This window comes from Ensifer sp. ENS11, from assembly GCF_014851895.1.
GTDB lineage: Bacteria > Pseudomonadota > Alphaproteobacteria > Rhizobiales > Rhizobiaceae > Ensifer > Ensifer canadensis.
This window is the reverse complement of sequence record NZ_JACVAN010000016.1, coordinates 102,371-120,627: the sequence shown is the minus strand read 5'-3', so window position 1 is coordinate 120,627 and position 18,257 is coordinate 102,371. Positions and strand designations below refer to the sequence as shown.

Annotated in this window: 20 protein-coding genes; 5 read left to right on the top strand and 15 right to left on the bottom strand. The window is 57.1% G+C overall.

Features of this window, described 5'->3' with window-relative positions; all coding sequences use genetic code 11:
* The 5 genes from IB264_RS25090 to IB264_RS25070 form a co-directional block, all read right to left on the bottom strand.
* Positions 1 to 1,005, bottom strand: coding sequence for an ABC transporter substrate-binding protein (locus IB264_RS25090; protein ID WP_192434344.1), 1,005 nt, complete (start codon positions 1,003 to 1,005; stop codon positions 1 to 3).
* Positions 1,002 to 1,799 carry a nucleoside phosphorylase gene (locus IB264_RS25085; protein ID WP_256435870.1) on the bottom strand — a complete coding sequence of 266 codons (798 nt, stop codon included), beginning with the start codon at positions 1,797 to 1,799 and terminating at the stop codon, positions 1,002 to 1,004. Before IB264_RS25085 ends, IB264_RS25090 begins: the two co-directional genes overlap by 4 nt.
* Complete coding sequence (locus tag IB264_RS25080; protein ID WP_192434340.1) at positions 1,792 to 2,559, bottom strand: ABC transporter permease; 768 nt, start codon at positions 2,557 to 2,559, stop codon at positions 1,792 to 1,794. Before IB264_RS25080 ends, IB264_RS25085 begins: the two co-directional genes overlap by 8 nt.
* Entirely contained in the window at positions 2,559 to 3,332 is a 774-nt protein-coding gene (locus IB264_RS25075; protein WP_192434339.1) for an ABC transporter ATP-binding protein, read from the bottom strand. The genes IB264_RS25080 and IB264_RS25075 overlap by 1 nt, the downstream gene beginning before the upstream one ends.
* A 306-nt stretch (positions 3,333 to 3,638) precedes the next feature.
* Positions 3,639 to 3,863, bottom strand: coding sequence for a hypothetical protein (locus IB264_RS25070; RefSeq protein ID WP_192434337.1), 225 nt, complete (start codon positions 3,861 to 3,863; stop codon positions 3,639 to 3,641).
* A 129-nt stretch (positions 3,864 to 3,992) separates the two neighbouring features.
* Between IB264_RS25070 and IB264_RS25065 the strand changes: the two genes are divergently transcribed.
* Entirely contained in the window at positions 3,993 to 4,706 is a 714-nt protein-coding gene (locus IB264_RS25065) for a hypothetical protein (RefSeq protein WP_192434335.1), read from the top strand.
* Here the strand turns inward: IB264_RS25065 and IB264_RS25060 are convergent.
* From IB264_RS25060 to IB264_RS25040, 5 genes are all read right to left on the bottom strand, one after another.
* Entirely contained in the window at positions 4,693 to 5,109 is a 417-nt protein-coding gene (locus IB264_RS25060; RefSeq protein ID WP_192434401.1) for a hypothetical protein, read from the bottom strand. The genes IB264_RS25065 and IB264_RS25060 overlap by 14 nt on opposite strands.
* A 10-nt stretch (positions 5,110 to 5,119) precedes the next feature.
* Complete coding sequence (locus tag IB264_RS25055) at positions 5,120 to 5,530, bottom strand: hypothetical protein (protein ID WP_192434333.1); 411 nt, start codon at positions 5,528 to 5,530, stop codon at positions 5,120 to 5,122.
* A 174-nt stretch (positions 5,531 to 5,704) separates the two neighbouring features.
* Entirely contained in the window at positions 5,705 to 6,016 is a 312-nt protein-coding gene (locus IB264_RS25050) for a hypothetical protein (protein WP_309141674.1), read from the bottom strand.
* Between the two features lie 6 nt (positions 6,017 to 6,022).
* Positions 6,023 to 6,619, bottom strand: coding sequence for a hypothetical protein (locus IB264_RS25045; RefSeq protein ID WP_192434331.1), 597 nt, complete (start codon positions 6,617 to 6,619; stop codon positions 6,023 to 6,025).
* Positions 6,600 to 7,100 (bottom strand): DUF4365 domain-containing protein, encoded by a 501-nt coding sequence (locus tag IB264_RS25040; protein WP_192434329.1) that lies wholly within the window; start codon positions 7,098 to 7,100, stop codon positions 6,600 to 6,602. The genes IB264_RS25045 and IB264_RS25040 overlap by 20 nt, the downstream gene beginning before the upstream one ends.
* A 599-nt stretch (positions 7,101 to 7,699) precedes the next feature.
* On the opposite strand from IB264_RS25040, the gene IB264_RS25035 reads away from it, so the two are divergent.
* The 3 genes from IB264_RS25035 to IB264_RS25025 are packed head-to-tail and all read left to right on the top strand — an operon-like array spanning position 7,700 to position 11,754.
* A complete protein-coding gene (locus IB264_RS25035) occupies positions 7,700 to 7,990 on the top strand; it encodes a helix-turn-helix transcriptional regulator (protein ID WP_192434327.1) in 291 nt (96 codons plus the stop codon).
* Between the two features lie 54 nt (positions 7,991 to 8,044).
* Entirely contained in the window at positions 8,045 to 11,062 is a 3,018-nt protein-coding gene (locus tag IB264_RS25030) for a class I SAM-dependent DNA methyltransferase (RefSeq protein WP_192434325.1), read from the top strand.
* A complete protein-coding gene (locus tag IB264_RS25025) occupies positions 11,059 to 11,754 on the top strand; it encodes a hypothetical protein (protein ID WP_210335671.1) in 696 nt (231 codons plus the stop codon). The genes IB264_RS25030 and IB264_RS25025 overlap by 4 nt, the downstream gene beginning before the upstream one ends.
* A gap of 52 nt (positions 11,755 to 11,806) precedes the next feature.
* On the opposite strand, the gene IB264_RS25020 is transcribed toward IB264_RS25025, so the two are convergent.
* The 5 genes from IB264_RS25020 to IB264_RS34780 all read right to left on the bottom strand — a co-directional run bounded on the left by IB264_RS25020 (position 11,807) and on the right by IB264_RS34780 (position 16,946).
* Entirely contained in the window at positions 11,807 to 12,934 is a 1,128-nt protein-coding gene (locus IB264_RS25020; RefSeq protein ID WP_246811825.1) for a hypothetical protein, read from the bottom strand.
* An 82-nt stretch (positions 12,935 to 13,016) separates the two neighbouring features.
* Entirely contained in the window at positions 13,017 to 14,087 is a 1,071-nt protein-coding gene (locus tag IB264_RS25015) for an RHE_PE00001 family protein (protein WP_192434323.1), read from the bottom strand.
* A 16-nt stretch (positions 14,088 to 14,103) separates the two neighbouring features.
* The gene (locus tag IB264_RS25010) at positions 14,104 to 15,726 is read right to left on the bottom strand and encodes an ISL3 family transposase (RefSeq protein WP_246811824.1); all 1,623 of its coding nucleotides are present in this window, start codon (positions 15,724 to 15,726) and stop codon (positions 14,104 to 14,106) included.
* A gap of 298 nt (positions 15,727 to 16,024) precedes the next feature.
* Positions 16,025 to 16,597, bottom strand: a complete 573-nt coding sequence (locus IB264_RS25005; RefSeq protein WP_192434321.1) for a type II toxin-antitoxin system VapC family toxin — start codon at positions 16,595 to 16,597, stop codon at positions 16,025 to 16,027.
* Position 16,598: 1 nt separating this feature from the next.
* Positions 16,599 to 16,946 (bottom strand): hypothetical protein, encoded by a 348-nt coding sequence (locus IB264_RS34780; RefSeq protein ID WP_246811823.1) that lies wholly within the window; start codon positions 16,944 to 16,946, stop codon positions 16,599 to 16,601.
* A gap of 126 nt (positions 16,947 to 17,072) precedes the next feature.
* Here IB264_RS34780 and IB264_RS24995 point away from each other — a divergent pair, with 126 nt between their 5' ends.
* A complete protein-coding gene (locus IB264_RS24995) occupies positions 17,073 to 18,224 on the top strand; it encodes a site-specific integrase (RefSeq protein WP_210335672.1) in 1,152 nt (383 codons plus the stop codon).
* Positions 18,225 to 18,257 lie beyond the last annotated feature (33 nt).

The following is an 18,257-nucleotide window of genomic DNA, read 5'->3' as shown; positions in this document are numbered from 1 at the left end:
TTACCGACCAATTGTAGCCGGGTCGACAACGAAGTCCTGAGCGTTCGGGGCGCTATCGATCACATTGTACCGCTCCAGGATTTCGGCACTCTTCTGCCAGCCCGAGAAATCTGCCGCGCCGAGATCATTTTTCTTGGTTAGCGGGCTCTGCCAGACAGAAGGAATGAAAGTCTCTTCAAAGGCAGCCAGCAGAATGCTTTTCTGATCCTTTGGCCAGGTCGGTGTGTACTTCGTCAATGTAACATCAAGTGCTTCCGAACTATGGCCGTCGATCACCCACTGGTAGGACTGGCTGACAGCGGTGGTGAAGCGCTTCACGACGTCAGCATCCTGAGCAAGCTTCTTTTCGCTTGTGACGACCACGTTGCCAAAAGACGGCAGAAAACTGTTTGACGGAATCGTCGTGACCTTGGTGCCTTCGGCTTCAAGGTTGTACTTGCGCAGCTCCGAGAAGACGATCGCATCAACTTGCCCGGCTTGAAGAGATTGCACGATGGCACCAGTAGCCACAACTTCAACCGACACGTCGTCCAGTGTCAGACCCGCCTGCTGCAGCCCCACCTGGAGCTGAAGATAGTTTGGGCCACCTAGGCTCGTAACGGCAACTTTCTTGCTCTTTAAATCCATGTAGGATTTGATCCCGCTTTCCTCCTTGGCGAGCAAAGCGCCGATGCTGCGCTGGTAGGTGGTGTGGACCACCTTGATCGGCAAACCATTGGCTGCAGCGGCAACCACTGCATCCCCGTTCGGAAAGCCGAAATCGACGTTACCTGCCGCAATATTGGTCAGGATGTCGGCGGCAGCGGCATAAATGAACTCAACTTCGATTCCGTTTTTCTCGAAGATGCCCTTTTCAACACCTGCGTAAAGCGGCGCGTAAAAAGGAGCGGCCGCGCCATCGATCTGTAGCACAACCTTGTCGGTGGCATGAACGGCTGTGGCAAAGAACGGCGCACTGAGAGAGGCGATGAGACCTGATGCTAGCAACGCTCGAAACTGAATCATGCTCGGCTCCTGAGTTCCCAATCAATGGAGGAAAATGCTCGACCTGCAATACGCAGAAGGTTTCGTTGAGTTGGCGCATAGTCTTCGAGCCAATCGTCCGTGGCGCGATTTCCATGGATACCGAGCAAGCAGCCGGTTTCAAGCCCGATCGCTCCACCAACGGTTATGATGGTCTCACTCTCCATCTCGACGCCAATGGCACCCTGAGCTCTGTAGTTATCGATGAAACTGCCAGCCGTATCTCTTTCGTCGTCAACGGGACGGTATCGCCGGTCCTGCGCTAAGTAATAGCTGTCGGTCGAAGCGACCCTGCCAGACCGGCAGATCAGGCCGAGTTCCCCAGCAGCCCTCACAAGGCCAGTAACGATACGCGGAGATGCCTCAGCTTTTCCGCCGGCGCTACGATAGGCCGACGCAGTGCCGGTATAACCGATCGCGTGATTGACAGCGACAAAACTGCCTGTGGCGTATTCCGCCACCAGCGATGACATGCCGCCGATGCGGATAATACGCTTGGCGCCAAGTATGCCTAGTTCGACCAAGGCGATCTCAGTCGACGGCCCACCGATGCCACTGGAGCAAATCGTCAGCCGTTGGCCTTCAAAGTCGCCTGTAACAACGGCGAACTCCCGCCTCCGGCCGAAATTAGTGACGTCCTCCAACATTTCGGCAAGCAAGAGCACACGATCCGGATCCCCTGGCATTAGTACATTCTGAGCAATATCGCCGGGGCCGCAGGGGAGATGTGGCGGGCGGCCGCCCTTCCAAGGAAACGCTGCGCTTGTGTTAGTCAATCTTCGCGCCCTTCCAGGAGAGTAGGCGGGTTTCGAAGGTGGTCAACACGATATGCACTAGCAAACCGACTAAGACCGTCATCAGCACGGAAACGAAAAGCAGGGGCGTCTTGTAAGTCGCTGCAGCGAAAGTCATTAGATAACCCAACCCAAGTTTCCCGGCCATCCACTCCGCCAGCACAGCGCCGACCAGCGCCTGTACAGCACCGACTTTGAGACCGACGAAGATTTCTGGCATCGCCGATGGTAATTCGATTTGGCGAAAACGTTGAACGCTGCTGAGACCTAAGAGTTTTGCCAGGTCTTTCATTTTCGGATCGAGAGAACGAAATCCGGCTATCGCACCGACGAAAATCGGAAAGAAGGCTAGCGAGAAAATCAGCAGGACCTTCGACATGACGCCAAACCCGAGCCAGACAACGAACAGAGGGGCAAGAGCGATCTTCGGCGCTGTCTGGAGAATAACGAGTGGCCCATCGACCCAGACAGCGAGTTTGGGAAACAGTGACAAGATGTAGGCGAGCGCTGTCGCTGCGATACACCCCAAGGCAAGTCCGAAGGCGATGTTCCTAAGCGTAAAGCTGATATGCAGCCACAGCTCGCCTGTTAGAGCTATCCCCACCAGCGCGTTCCAAGTACGCAACGGCGACGGCAGGACATATGTTGGGAGCGCCACAGGTCCCGTCAAAATCGACCAGGCTATAAGAATTACGCAAAGCGCCATTGCATAATCGAACCAAGCAGTCATGCGCCGGCTCATCAAAGCGCCTCCGTGGTACGCGCTCTGAGATCGCGGCGGAGCTGCGCAACAAGCGCGTGATAGGTTGGATCCAACTTAGTTTCCTCTCCGCGCGGACGTGGCAGGCTAACGTCGTGGATGCATTTCAGCTTCCCCGGACGCGCGGTCATCACCATGACCCGGTCCGCCAAGTATGCAGCCTCCTCGACGCTATGCGTGACCAGCAGAATTGTCTTACCCGTCGATTCCCAGATGCGTAGCAGTTCGTCGTTCAGCGTGTCGCGAGTTAAAAGATCGACAGCAGAGAACGGCTCGTCCATCAGGAGGATCGGCGGATCGTCGGCGAGCGCGCGCGCGATGGCAGTTCGTTGGCGCATGCCGCCAGAGAGATGGCGCGGCAGCGCCCGTTCAAAGCCCGCCAGTCCAACCAGATTGATCAAGTCGAGCGCCACCTTGTCGCCCTCGCCTCGGCTTATGCCGGCGGTATCTAGCGGGAAACGAACATTGTCGAGAATTGTCTTCCATGGCAACAGCACTGGCTCCTGGAAAACGAAACCCACAGGGCGCTTTCGTCCAGAAAAATCGAGCACGATTTTGCCGCCGGTCGCCTGGTCGAGCCCGCAGATAAGGCGCAGCAACGTGGACTTGCCGCAACCGGAAGGGCCGACAATCGAGATTAACTCGCCTTCCCTTATGGTGACGCTAATTGGTTCCAGCGCAGTAACTGTTCCGTGGTCGGCAAGGAAGGTTTTATGAACTCCCTCAAGCACGATCTTCGGCGCCGATTGTGCCACTCAAAACTCCGTTTCGCGAGAAGAGGCAGTTCCCTTTGGCTACCTATCCGAACGCAAGCTTCCATAAAAAAACAAAAGACGCAATCTAAATTATGAGACTAATCTCAAAACAATGGAGGAGATTTCAAGCGTCATGCCGGAAGCCGCCGGATGGGACACCAGCCGCAACGCATCTCCCGAGAGAGTCTGCCGATTTCGAACGCGACCCCATTGCAGTGCCGACTGGCCTGCATCGACCAAGACCGGTGGGTTGCCTTCGCCTACAGCGGGAGTGCTGGTTGAAAGGTGCCGTCGGCACACCTCTCTTCAAATCCGGCATGATTTCCGGAGTGAAGTGTTTTCTGTCCAACCAGGCATTGCGAGCCTGTCGCAAAGGACCGCGAGCTCTATCACGACCACGATCGTCAGCTTGTCCGTAACGAAATCTAGCACGGCCGCAGGATCGCGAATGCTGCTGACGAATGGAAGATAGGGCGCCCAGTTCTGATCGGTCTTGTCGAGATTAAGAATGAACATGACAGGCTGCACCATTGCCAGTTCCTCGAACGGGGGTATCGGGCCCGGCTCATAGATCGCCCAGTAGGCGAGACCTGGCTCGGGACAAACGAGATTGTACCCATCCGACTTTGCCGAACGAATGCACTCATTGAACACATCCAGATGATCACGGACGGGAATAGCCAGCTCGGTACGGCGAACCTCGGGCGAACCGCGAAAGTCAGTGGCGTGATCCTCTGCCAGGAACTTGTGCAACTTCTCAAGCTTGATCGCCTGTCGCTGACCGCGCTGGTTCAACTGCTTGCGAGATTTGACTTCGATCGGGTAGGGGTCACCCGCCCCGAGCAGGCAGACATCGCCGAAGCGAAGAACATTGGTTATGTCGCAAAGCACGGCTGGCACGCCGTGACTGATTGCCGACAGGAGACACAGCTTCTCGTTTTCGAGGCCTGCTTTGCCCGAAATGAACCCCGGATCCTCCTTTGGAAGCATAGAATCGGTGTTGAAGAAAACATGCTTGATGTTGAAGCTGCTGATATAGGCATAGGCGAGGCCGTCACCTATGCACTTCCAAATGAAGATCTGCTTGAAATAGCCAGCGATGCGCGCGTTTGCTTTTTCGATTTTCTTGCGAAGATTGTTAGGGTCGCGCGCTGTTTGAGGATATGGGCTTCATCCCGCAGGATCTCTTTCAAAAGTGCAAGATTGAGTTTCCTCACAAGCGCGAGGTCGTCGAGGTTTTCCTCGATCCGACGCAGCAAACCGCACAGTCTGATAAAGGCTGATGTCCGTCGGGCTATCATGCTGTTTCCGAGGCACAGGTTGACGCATGCCGATTGGCGAGGGATCGATTGGCTTGGGGCTAGTAATCCGTGATCTTGAGAAAGAGATCTTCACCCTCGTCGTCATCGTCGCCGTACCAGTCCGATGTGTCGATCCGGGCATTGGCGTTTCCAAATTGGCTGATGTTTCCAACAGGCGCCATAGTCGTCATGCTGAACGGGAAGTCGGTACTGATCTCGGCCCCCATATCGTTGCGAAAATCGCTTTTGGATCCATACGAAAGATCAACATAGACCTGGCCGGAAACAGCGTAAGTAATGAAAGCCGGGCCGATAGCGACCACTTCGAACTTCTCGATCTGGACCGCATCGACGCTCGAGCGGGTCGAAAGGATGTCGATTTCGTTATAGACATCCTGGGTGAAAACTTGGAGAGCGTGTTCGTCGACGCCGTTCTCGACAGCTCGTCGAATGCTCGTGCGGCAGTCACCGAGAATCTCGAAAAACTCAAGAAAGGTGGCAACGGCTTCGCAGGCAAAAGCTTCCGCCTCGTCGGGCGTCCACCTTCAGCGTATCCGGGCGAACGTGGGTATATTTACTGAGCCCGTCGACGACCTTTCGAACGTCGACATCAATCTCCGCGGTATCGACCTGAAGCGCTGCGATCGCAGCATCCGTCATCCCACCTTGAAGACCGAACTTGACGCGCTGCCGGCGGGTCGGCCGGCCATCCGGTGTCTCGACCACGAACCAACTGGAAGCCTTGACGTCATCGTCAGCTGCAAGGGTCGAGAGGGTATGACCGATCAGTTCGCGAATTCCGGCCGAGAACTGCGACAGGCGAAGAGGATTGTCGAGCGCCTTGTAGGCCATCAGTGACCCTTTGAGCACCTCCTTGGAGAACTCATCGAGGAGCATAGCATTTAGGGACCCGCTCAGGCGGTCCAATTCGGATGGCTGTGATTGTGCTTCGCTCATATTACAATCTGTAGATCGAATTACCGATCTTATGCCACTGGAAAATGCGCAAATCGCCTGTCTAGTGCGGAGTACCCCAAATGCGAGACAGATCTAACCGGGTCGATGCGCCTCCTATGTCAGGGGCTTCGGCCTCCTCCGCGCCATCGCGGAGGGGACCTTGCTCGAATGGATCTGTTGCCGCATCGACATCTCCACGGTCCAGGCAGCTATCTGCCCAGCCGGGCTGCCGGCTTGAAACGTTTCCACCTTCGAACCTACCGGTCTGCCAGGCTTAGGCCGCATGGGGTTGCGATACCAATTGGCAACAATGCGAAGGACCTTGGCAAGCCTCGCCGTTCCCACCCTCGGGTTTTCGCATGGTTCAACCTGATCAGAAGAGCCGGTTCTCTCTCCTACTTTGGGAGATGTCGAGCTCGCACGGATATTCAGCTACACATCGCGCGCGTGCCATGGCGCGACGCTGATCATATGTGGTTCGGCTTCCACCGACATTACCTCGGCTTCCACGAGCACCTGCAAGGTCGCGGCCCATCGCTCCCCGATCTCGTTCAAATCGATGGCAAGCCGATGTTCGATCATCTCGCCTCCGCCCACGTCACCGTAGGAATACCTTTCGTTGCCAAGATCAAGTAGGCATTCTCCATCGAACTCTTCGTCATTGAGCTCGTCACCGGTGGAGGTGTCGGTGACGGAGAAACTCTCGTGCCACACTTCGAAAGGGGTTCCGTCGAAATCTTCGTCCGTTTCAGACCACCGGACGGGCAATGCCTCGAGCGCCGGCGTGAACGCCAAGTAAGGGAAAGTAGAAGATAAATCGCCCATAGAGAATTGCCAGTGGGTGCGGAATGATTCCCATTCCCCCTCCTGAGCCTTGCTCTGGAAATACACCTCGGCCCTCATCTTCGACATCCATTTGATAACAGTTTGACGGGCATCCCGTCCCTCCTCTCGGCAGTTGTGCAGCCATTGCACTACGGAGGAGTCACGAAGGAAGCGGGCGATGTCCTTATCGTCCTCCGGACGCAATGTGCTCCTGAGAACGGGGATCAGGTTGCGGTCCAACACAATTTGGAAGAAATGGCCGTCGAGAACATTCCTCTTGTCGACTTTTACGCGCACCGTTTTCTGTGTGACGCTCCACCCATTTCTGCAGATCGATAGCCAGGAACTGATCGGCGCTCTCCACATAGACGGCAAGATAGGTTGGCTGGATGTTGAGGTACCAGAACCTCAAATGGGCGACCTCAAGGTCGAGGACGACCTCTTCCGACTTCTGGTAGTCCGCAAGGGCCAGTGTGCCGGCCATGATTCCTTTCATCTGGAACCAGATCAAGGCCGGGGTGACGATCTTGCCGTCGCCAGCTTGGTTCGTTCGCGTCAGTTGCAGACCGATGTCCCGGCCAGCACGGTCGCGTTCATACTCGACGAACAAGCCATGCGGAGCGGCCAGCGCCCGGAATTTGCCCATGTATTTGTTTTCGAAATCATCGCGAACGCCATTCTTCACGCTGGTCCCCGTCCTGTTTACCGTCAGCCACCATGTGAAAAACAATATCCTCTTCAATGTCCAACGTCTCGAACATCGATTGTGCGAGTTTGGGAAGCGCCGGAGGAGGCTTCGTGTTTGGCATCGACTTCATCGATTGGAGCACGAGGCGCAGCGGCGACGGACGTCGGCTTGAATCGCACCAAGCGCGCCTGCAAATATGAAGAGCATCGGAGAAATTAGCCAAAGCGGCGGCCACAAGCCGGGATATCAGGAATTCTCGACGCGTGGGAAGCGGGCGAAGGGCAGCCGCAGGGGCCTTAACATAGTGGCACGAGGGGAAGCGAGACCGACTGCCCGCGCTCCATGCGCTCCGTTGCTCGCGCTGGCGAGATGACATTGCAAGGTTGATGCAGCTGTATCGATTGAACCTTTACGATGCTGACCGACTATTCCCCGAACCGCTTTTGGAGAGTTTCCACCCACCTTCGAAAGATGTCACTGCCTAAGATCATAGAACAAAGCTTCCTGATCAATTACAGTTTGAACTGACCCGCGAGGGAATTTACCTACATAAATTTATGTGATATAGTACATAAAATTGTGTGTGGCGCGCGCGTATGCTTTATTCGGAATTTCTCCGCGAATTGGAAAAGGCCGGGTTGAGCATCCGCGCGTTCGCTGAACTCATCGGAATGAACCCTAACTCGGTTTCCAATTATGCGCGCACCGGTGAACTTCCAACACACCTCGCTGTCATCGTCGTGCTCTTGGCAGGGATCCGGGAACTCGGTGGCGACTTCCGGGCGCTTGTCTCGAAAGTGGATGTGGCACCCAAGAGACCACGCGGAGCGGCCCGAAGTGGCCATTTCGGCGGCGATCGCCAGGCAGATCTGGATCTTGACCCATGACGCCTGCCTTTGAAAAAGCCCTGAAAGTCGCCGCGATAAGTAAAAGGCTTCAGCATGGCTGACCTCATCGCGATCGCTGCTGAATTTGGCGCCCGCGCCACCGATCTTCACGCTTTCGATGCAGACGGTCCGCAGTTGCTCCCATATGCTACCTTGGTGACGGCACGCCGTAACGGCCACGGTATCCTGCGCACTGTCGCAGGTGTCTACGAGTGGCAGAGCGCTCCGCTTATGTTCCTGATTGACCGAGATACTCTCGTCGACGATGAACACCTGCGCAAGGTGAGACGACTTCTCGCCATGCGCGGAGACGCTCCCTATCTTGGCGTAGTCGAGCCAGGCCGCCTTGAGGTCTATAGCATCGCCTTGGACGATAAGGCTCCGGCGGATGTCGAGGTTGAATGGGGTGATAGTGACGACGAAAAGGCGATTGCATTCGCACGTCTCGGCAATCAGCGCCCCAAAGCTTCTGTCAGCAATCGCGATTGGATCTCGAATGTCGTCCTGAAACTTCTGACCGGATCGATCTCGAGGCTGATCACGTCAGAATCCATTGGCGATGACGATGCGATTTCTTTGGTCGGGCGTGCGCTCTTCACGCGTTTTCTCGCCGATCGCGACCTGTTGCCAGCGGATGTCCTTGGCACTGACAAAGGCGCCAGCCTGTTTGATAGTCGCGACGTCGCGAAGCGAACGTCATCGTGGCTCGATCGAACGTTCAACGGAGACCTACTCCCCCTTTCGGATGGAATCTACGAGCGACTTGGCACAGGTGCCTTTGCCGTCCTGGGAGATATCCTTCGCCGTGCCCCCGATGGCCAACTTTTCCTCGGCTGGCAGGAACGATGGGATCATCTGGACTTCGCCCACATACCCGTTGGCGTTTTAAGCCAAGCCTACGAACTCTATCTGCGACGCCATGCGAATGCACGCCAGCGCAAGGAAGGCGGCTACTATACTCCTCGGCCCATAGCAGATCTGATGGTACGTGCTTCATTCAAAGCGTTGCAGCGGACGAACAGAGCGCACCTTGCGCGGGTCTTAGATCCAGCGGCAGGAGCTGGCGTCTTCTTACTGACAGCGTTTCGTGAATTGGTCGCCCAAAAATGGCGTGTTGAGCAAATGCGGCCGGGAACGCGCGCTCTTCGTGATATTCTCTACAATCAAATTACCGGGTTCGACGTCAACGAGGCTGCACTTCGGTTTGCTGCCCTGGGTCTCTACCTTCTGTCGATCGAGCTGGACCCAGAGCCAAAACCGGTCGACAAGCTGAAATTCGATGATCTTCGTGGCAAGGTGCTACATCTGATCGTAGGCGCAGAAGGTCAGGAGGGCTTCGAGCTCGGGAGCCTTGGACCGCTGGTTGGCGATGAGCACTTGGGTCGATACGATCTCGTCATAGGAAATCCGCCCTGGTCCAGCGGCACTGGCTTGTCGCACTGGCAGTTCGTTCGAAAGCTTGTGTCCAGCATCGCAGCGGAACGTGGGGTTTCCGTAACGTCACCGCCGCTTCCCAACGAGGGCTTGGACCTTCCTTTCGTTTGGCGCGCCATTCAATGGGCAAAACCAGAAGGACAGATCGCCTTTGCATTGCACGCCCGACTGCTGTTCCAGCAGGGCGATGGCATGACCACGGCCCGGCAAGCGCTCTTCGAAGCGCTGGATGTCACCTCCGTGATCAACGGGGTGGAGCTTCGACACACCAAGGTCTGGCCGGAAGTGTCAGCGCCATTCTGCGTGCTGATAGCCACGAACAAGAAACCCGGTCCAGGATCCAGTTTTCGGCTGATCAGTCCGAGGATTGAAGAAAGCATGAATGAAGCCGGCACTATGCGCGTTGACGCACTCAATGCCGAGCTCATTCCCACTCAGCAGCTTATCGACACCCCGGAAATCTTGAAGATCCTATTTCGTGGGACAAAAGCGGATCTCGGACTGGTCGAGCGGATCAGGTCTAAGGGCTTTCCAACACTTAGGGAATTCTGGACGCAGGCTATCGGGCTCACTGACCGCGGATTGCTCCGTGGCAGCGGCAATGGATATCAAAGACTGCGGGACAGCAGCCGCACGCGCAAAACGGGCGATGGCCTGCCCGGTGTTGATGCGCGATATCTTATCGGCAAACCTGAGATCACCGCATTGTCCTTCTCCCCGGTGGCGATCGATACCAACTCGCTCGGCCGGTTCACCCATCCGCGCATTCATGATCCGCGCTCGGAAGAAATATTTAAGGGTCCGCTGGTTGTCGTGCACGAAGCTCCGCCGGTCCACTCCGGTCGGATAGGCGTAGCTGTCGTTGAAGAAGACTCTGTTTTCAATCAGAGCTTCTATGGCTACAGCACCCACGGATTTGGAGACCCGAAAGGTTTGGCCCGCTATCTCGCACTCGTCCTCGGCAGCCAGTTTACGGTGTGGATGACCCTGGTCACCAGCGGTCGATTTGGTGTTGAACGAGAGGCTGTCGAAAAGGCAATGCTTGATCGCATACCGATCCCTGATTACCGGACGCTCGATTCGTCTCTACTATTTCAGATGGACGCAATTTACGAGAATCTGAAAAAAGACGCGAGCATATGGCATGATGCCGACGAGTGGGTTGCAGATGTCTACGGCTTGAGCGCGCGCGATAGGAAGCTCATCTCCGATACGCTAGAGTTCAACCTGCCTTTCACCAGCAATAGACATAACGCCCAGATCCCGCCGCCTGCCGCAGAACAAATAAACTTCTGTGAAATCGTTGAAGGCGCACTGAAGCCCTGGGGCCAGCGCTTCGGCACGACGATCAGCGTGTCTCTGATCAATCAGGCCGAAAACTCGCCTTGGTATGGCTTGTCGATAAGGGTCAATGACGATCGCCCAGCGCAAGATGTTCCGGGCATGGACTGGAAGCGTTTGCTTCTGGCTGCCGACGATCTCGCTGCAACTGAAATCATCCTGCACGTCCGGGAGGGCGGTCTGCTGATCGGGCGACTTGCCCAGCGTCGATATTGGAGCGAAAGCCAGGCTTTGTCTCTTGCGCAGCAAATTGTCTGGACGAATATCGAGATGCTCAAAGGTCGGCCCGCGGCATGAGTTCATCGATACGCCCCCGCCCGGACCAGATCGAAGAGCTTACCCGCGGGCTCAGTCTGCCTATTCAGGCTATAGATGGCACGATCTTGGAAGTGGTGGCTGAACAGCTGGCGCGAGCTTTCACTGAAATTAGTGCAACGGCTGGTGCGACCGTGACATCAGGTACCGAAGCGGAAGTAACGGCGCTCATGGAGACGAGGCTCAACCGGCTGATCGATCAAGATCCGATCTGGGGCCAGCTTGTTCTCAATGTCGTCCGGGGGAAGGAAACACTGAGTTTTGATGGATCGCATCTTGAAAAAAGACCCGATCTATCGATCCATCTTTCCAGCCGGGACCGCAACTTTCCCCTGATTGTTGAAGCGAAGCTCATCGACGCAAAGAAAACCGAAGTCCTTTATTGCGACAATGGCGTACGTCGTTTCGTGGAGGGAGAATACGGCTGGGCAACGCGAGAAGCATTCATGCTGGCTTATGTCAGGGACAAGTCCACGATCGCGTCGAAGCTAACCCCGTTCCTAACGCATGCCATGACACTCACGCCTTCCGGATATCTGACCACGGAAATCCCGCTTGCGGCTTCGTACTCACCATTGGACCTCGCGCGCAGCAGGCACGGAAGAAGCTTCGGCTATTCACATCCGACCTCCGTCCCAGGCGACATCTCCATCTGGCATCTCTGGCTTGCCTGACGACTTGGGACCGGCCGCCATCGAAGTACGCCAGAGCGCTGTTGCTGTTCTCTCAGTCTGATCGCGATGCGCTGTCATTTTGCCATAGCTCCATCGTCTGACCGGGCAATAACTGGTCAACTGGCGCGAGGCCGCAAGTGACCCGAAGGTTCTCCCGCCGGAAATTATGTGCCCGAAGGCCGGTCCAGAAAAGCGCCAGAGATTTATCCGCCGTAAAGATGGCTGGCCGGTCCCTTGGGAACAGGGTGATTAGGTGAATCAGAATTTCGAGTGAACGAAGATCGGCTAGCGCATTATAGGCGTCTTGGTCAGAATACCCCTTTCGGAATTTCAGGATCTTCTTCGCCGCGCTCCCGGAGTTAGGGACCGCAACCGAACTGAGCGCCGCAACAACGACGAGAGCATCACGCGCCAATCCGTAGTGGTCGGCGGCTTCAAGCACGTCGCGCCATCTCGACGCGAACTGACGACGGCTGGTGGGCGCTGAAAGAAGCGGGGCAAGATGCAGGAGAAAACGGCGCTTCGTTTCAAAACCTGCTCTCGTGTCCTCGATCAGACCCAACACACCTTCGAGGCTTCGATCACCCACGACAAGCTCTGCTTTGGGAAGGGCCTTGCGGAAGAACGCTGCGACCTCTGCCATTTGTGCTTCGACGACAACACGATCAGGGATCGCCCGGCTATTACCCTCGATAGCGTAGAGCAGGGGATTGATACGTACGTCGTGCTCTGCCAAGAGGTCCATGAAATCCATTCCCTCCCCTACGACCAACCCGTTGTCGTACCGCCCCTTGATCAGACTGACCACATTTCTGTCTGGGAGAATCGTCAGGCCGCCAGCAGCGATCGCGAGTCCCGGCGGAAGCCAGCCTCCTTCCTGCAAGCTGACAGCAGTTGAACTATGGGTGCTCTCCAGCGTTGCGTTGCCGCGTGTAAGGCCCTCGATGTCGGCCCCTTCGATGTTCGTGTCGAGAATCTTCGCATAGCGCCAATTGAGCTGGACCGAGACCGGCTGGTTTAGCCGAGCAGCGGCCAATTGATCGTAATCGAGCGGGTCGAATGTCATCCCGGCCACAGTCACCGACTGCGGCGGATTACCGTCAAGCTCGACAAATTTCATTGCGAGGCCGCTATTGCCGTAAGGAGATCTCATCGAAAACCCAATTTGCTTATTGCTCATTGCTCACTACGCACGACCAGGGCGGCCGCGATACACAGATTCGATATTCCAGAAACCGTAGTAAAGGGGCAACAAACCTTGTTCAAACGATCCCCCACGCCCGAAACCTCCCCCTCCCCGTCATTTCTCTGAGGCCAAGTTCCAAAACGATCCGCCGCGCCGCCTGCGGCGTCACATCGAGCGCCTTCGCCACCATCCCGGCCGACACCAATGGTTTTGCCATCACCAGCTCGACCAGTTCCGGCAGCTTTGAAGACGTCCGGCGTCCGTCCAGCTTTCGCTCGAACAGTGTCCGGGCCAACGCCAGCCGGTCATGCTCTTTCAGACCGAGCTCGGTGGCCGCAAGCAGGCCATCGGCGATGGCAAGCAGTCGGGTCGCGCGATCGCGATGTCGGCGGCGATCCACCGGGATGGTTCTGAGGCCGGTATTGAAGGCGGCGAGATGGGCAGCGGTGGTCACGCCGGCCTGGCGCAGAATCGAAGCGGCCAGCTGCCGGCCAAGCCAGGGCGCGTGCTGGAGGACGGAAAGCTCGTTCCAGGCATCGAGGGCGACGATCGCCTGCAGCACCGCCGGCAAGTTCTCGGCCTGGCGCAGCACGCCGCGCCATTCCTCCAGCCGGGCATCCTCGTCCCAGTCGAGATCATAGACTAGTGCGTCTCTGTCTGCCGCGCTGGCGCGGCCGGGCCGCGTTGCGTTTTCGATTGCGGCCTCCGATCGGGCAAGTACCGCATCGATGGCGGCATAGTCGACGCCGAGGAGAATTTCGACGTCGTCACCTTCCTCCCCCTCCCCTTCCGCGTGGATCGCGGCCGCCGGCCGGATGGCATCGGCGGTCGTCGCCTCGTCCCCGCCGCCCAACCCGATCTCCGAGGTTTTCCGCAGCGAGCGGATGCCGTCGGCAGAGAGCGCCCAATCCGGGGATTGGCCGGCGATCCGCCGGCGGGTGCGCAACACGTCGCGGGCGATGGTCAGTTCGTGGGTCGGGGTGCGGATGTCGTGGCCGGCGTCGTGAAGCACGAGATCCTCGAGGTGGACGAGTTCGCCATCGATCCACAGCGAAGCGCAGGCATCAACAAAATGCGCGCGTTCGAGAAAGCCTTCGCCGACGGCTGAGCGGGCGATGCGCTCATCGAGACGGGTGTCGTTTTGCACTTAATCAGGTTCATCCTCAATTTCTGTGATTCAGTGGCAGCATTCTCGCCTTCATCAGTTGTGGGCCGGCGCGACCGTACATTGCTCGCTTCAGCATCTTGAGGCGGTTGATCTGCCCTTCGGCTTGACCGTTGCTCCACGGGAGTTCGATTGCATTTTTGACGGCATCAACATCCCGGCGCAAAACGCTGGCGAAGCGCATAATTGCCGTGAGCTCGGTGTCTATGGCATCGTCGATCCATTCATCCAGCGCATCCGGGCTCCTGCTGCGCAAGATGCCGTTGAAGCGCATGGCCAAGCCACGCATTATGGCGAACGCTCGAGAGCCCTGCTTCAATGCAATGACCTTTCTGGCCTGGCGATCTGTCAGCAAGCCGCGCGGCTTTATACACAAAGCTGCTGCCACCACAGACGAGATCATATGGCCCGTGTCAGGATCGCGAACGGGTTCTGAAACATCCGTCTCCGGAGGCGGCTCGTCGGGTTGAATGTTTTCGACCTCACGCCACACTTTCAACAGGCGCTCCAGATTGGAGCGGCTGCCCGTGTAACCGCGGTTCTTGATATCGTAAAACAGATGGCGCCCAATGCGGTTTCCATTCCTCCAGCATTCAGCCAGAAATGTTTCAAAATACAGTGGCGATGTCGGATTCAATGTCGCCCGGTTTCTGTCTCGGGGTGCATTGGAAGTAAGCCAGTTCGCGATGCTGCGGCGCTCGTATCCGGTCCGCCTTGCAATCTCGCTGTAGGTGAGGCCCTGCTGCCGCAAAGCTTGAAACGTGTCGAATATTTCCTGACGAGATTGCCTGTGCGCCAAGCGGGCACGGCGCTGTTGTGACCTGGCGCTGGCGATAGCATCTTCTGAGAGAATGGGTCTAACATTGGCGTGACCGTACACGCTCATCTGTTCCTTGATTGCCTCCCTGAGATTTTGGACCAGATGAAAACGGTCAGCCACCTGGCGGGCCTGGGGCGCGCCCTCTCGGGCTGCCTGAGCATACAAACCACAGCGATCTCGGCTCACGACCTCGATCGTCGGACGCTCTTGCAACCAAGCTTTTGCGCTCTCGACGCTGCGGTCCTCCAAAACATCGACGACCGAATGACGCTCAAGATCGACCATGATCGTCCCGTACCGCGAGGATTGCCGCCAGCTCCAATCATCAATGCCCACAACCCGAATGTCTTTTTGTACGGACGCCAGATTATCGCGCTTCAATTGCCGCAAGATCGTGTCGTCGCTGACCGGCATTCCGAGCCGATACATCAAGTGCTCTCCCGGACGACCGCCCATCCTGTGGCCAACCAAGCCCACAATCTCAGCCATCCGTTGAGTTCGTCGCATATAGGGTGAAGCAATCTCAGGCAACCTGTCGGTGAAGGTTCGTCGCCCGCATTTCCGGTGTCTACACTGCCACCGGTTCAGTGCGAGCTCGATTTTCACAACTTGACCCTGAACAGGCAAGTCCTGGAGGCGGCGGTTGTGCCAGCCGTGCCGATGCCGGCTTTGCGTTCCACAATCCGGGCAAATACCGACAGGTTTCGCAGCGGCAGAAACAACCCAGTTTTCTTCATCTTGAAGGGTAATACCCAGAACCTTGACCCCTGGGCCGGGTGACCATTTCAGTTGCGCTCGCATCCCCGCAGATAGCAGTCGAGGCGCTAACACTCTGTTAACCACAGAAATTGAGGAAGACCCCGTTTAAATGCAAAGCGACAAGCCACACCAAACCTGCCCCGATTACGCTCAGCACGCGGACTGCGCGGATTAACGAATGTTTAACCATCTGAATTAACGTCCTAAAGTTTTCAAACGGAAATGAATTGGCTTTATACTTCCGTCATCCGGACAACGTTTCTCATGGCACATCACTATCGAGAGGTTCTGCGTATCGATAGTGATCGATTTGGCGGCCAAAACGGCACGCGCTGCCCAATCAATTGGTTGCTGACCGGTAGAAGAGGACCCGGCCATTCGGCATCAGTTGCAGCAGGTAATCGAAGTCGCTCACATTGGCCGTAAGAACGGTAAGACCAAGCTTTTGCGCCTGCAGGAACAGGACGCAGTCGTGAAGAGCTCGCAGCCGCGCATCGCGATGGTAGCCCTGCAGACGACACAGCATGCCGGACAGTAAAGCGGCCCGCCCCAGAACATCCGCATCGGGTGCAAACACGCGATGGGCCGGCATCGCCTTAACCGTAGTCCTGATTTGTTGAATGGCTGTTTTCGTGCCTTTGTGCACCGGATCGAGCACGCCGACGGTGTGCATCAACTCCTGGATGGCGATGGTGGAGTGATTGCTGTGGCGGATATCAAGCAAGCTCGCCACAACTTCTGGCGCTCGCCCTTGCAAGCCATCGATGTAGACACAAGTGTCGAGGAGCAGTTCCAGGCCGGCTTCAGCCGGCTCCTCGAGGAAAGGCAGCTCTCTGTCTGGGCGCCTTGAAAGGGTCCGGCCGGGATTAAACCTTGCCCAGCGAAAGGCGGCATCGAAATCAAAATCGGACAAGTCAGAATCCGAGTTTCAAGTCAGGGTCGACCGTGCCGCGTGTCTTGCGAAAAACAGATCCGAAATCGTCGTCAAGTGCTACCGCCGCCAATGCGAACTCAATCAGGTCCGTGTCGGTTTCGATGCCGGTGTGCCTCTTTGCCTGTTCGATGAGAGCGGGACTGATCCTCCCGCCGATCCTTTTACTCTTTTCGCCCAGGAGACCGGAATGTTCAGCCGCCTTCATGACCGCATCAACACGCGCCTTGCTGCTAGCAGCAAACTTGCCGGCCTTCACTTTGCCCACGACCTTTTCCAGCACCGCCTTTTTTTCCGCCGTCCGCTCTCCGGCACTGCTATGTTTTCCCATAACGGTCCTCATGTCTGACAAAACCAAATTTCGTCTAACATAATGCTGTTCATCCTCGATTTCAAGCCGGAGCCAACGAGGGATACCGGTAATCAATAGCCCGCAAGGAGTTCGGCGGTGACCAAAATGAAAGCCACTGACGCGGTGTTGGTTCGGGCTGAGCAGCTCGATGCGCTCGATGCAATCCTGCCCTTTGACCGCCGTGACCAGCTCGCTTCCCTGCTCACGGACGACGATGTTGCGACGCTGAAACACCTTGCCCAGGACGGCATGGGCGCCAATACCCTGAGAGCGCTCGCATCGGATCTCGGCTATCTCGAAGCCTGGTGCCAGCTTGCCACTGGTACTCCCCTCCCCTGGCCGGCGCCCGAAAGCCTGCTGTTGAAATTCATCGCCCATCACCTCTGGGACCCGGCTAAGCGTGCCGAAGATACAAGCCATGGCATGCCGGCAGAGGTGGAAAGCGGCTTGCGCTCCCAACGCCTCTTGCGCGCCACAGGACCACACGCCCCGGAAACCGTTCGACGCCGGCTAACAAGCTGGTCGATCCTCACCCGTTGGCGCGGCCTCATCGGTTCCTTTGACCGCCCTTCGCTGAAATCCGCCCTGCGACTGGCCGTTCGCGCCAGTGCACGGCCGCGGCAACGCAAGAGCAAAAAGGCGGTCACGGGCGATATCCTGGCGAAGCTTCTGCTCGCGTGCGCCGGCGAGCGTCTGGTCGATCTACGCGATCGTGCGCTGCTTTTGGCGGCGTTCGCCTCCGGCGGACGCCGCCGATCTGAAGTGGCAGCGCTGTGCGTTGAGGATCTCAACGATGAGGACCCGGTTCGGACCGATCCAAACGACGAGAAATCCCCTCCCCTCCCCTGCCTGTCGATCCGGCTCGGCCGCACGAAGACGACGACGAGTGATGACGACGAACATGTACTGTTGATCGGCCGGCCAGTGGTTGCGCTGAAACGTTGGCTGGAGGCAGCCAATATCGAAGACGGGCCGGTGTTCCGACGCATTGACCAATGGGGGAATATCGACCAGCGGGCGCTGACGCCGCAGTCGGTCAACCTGATCCTGAAGGGCCGCTGCAAACATGCCGGGCTCGACCCGACGCTATTTTCCGCGCATGGCTTGCGGTCAGGTTATCTGACCGAGGCTGCCAATCGGGGCATCCCGCTCCCTGAAGCCATGCAGCAGTCGCTGCACAAATCGGTGACGCAAGCGGCGCGCTATTACAACGACGCAGAGCGCAAACACGGACGGGCAGCGCGGTTGATTACGTAGCAAAACTTCGGAAGCCGAAGCGTTCTGTGGCTC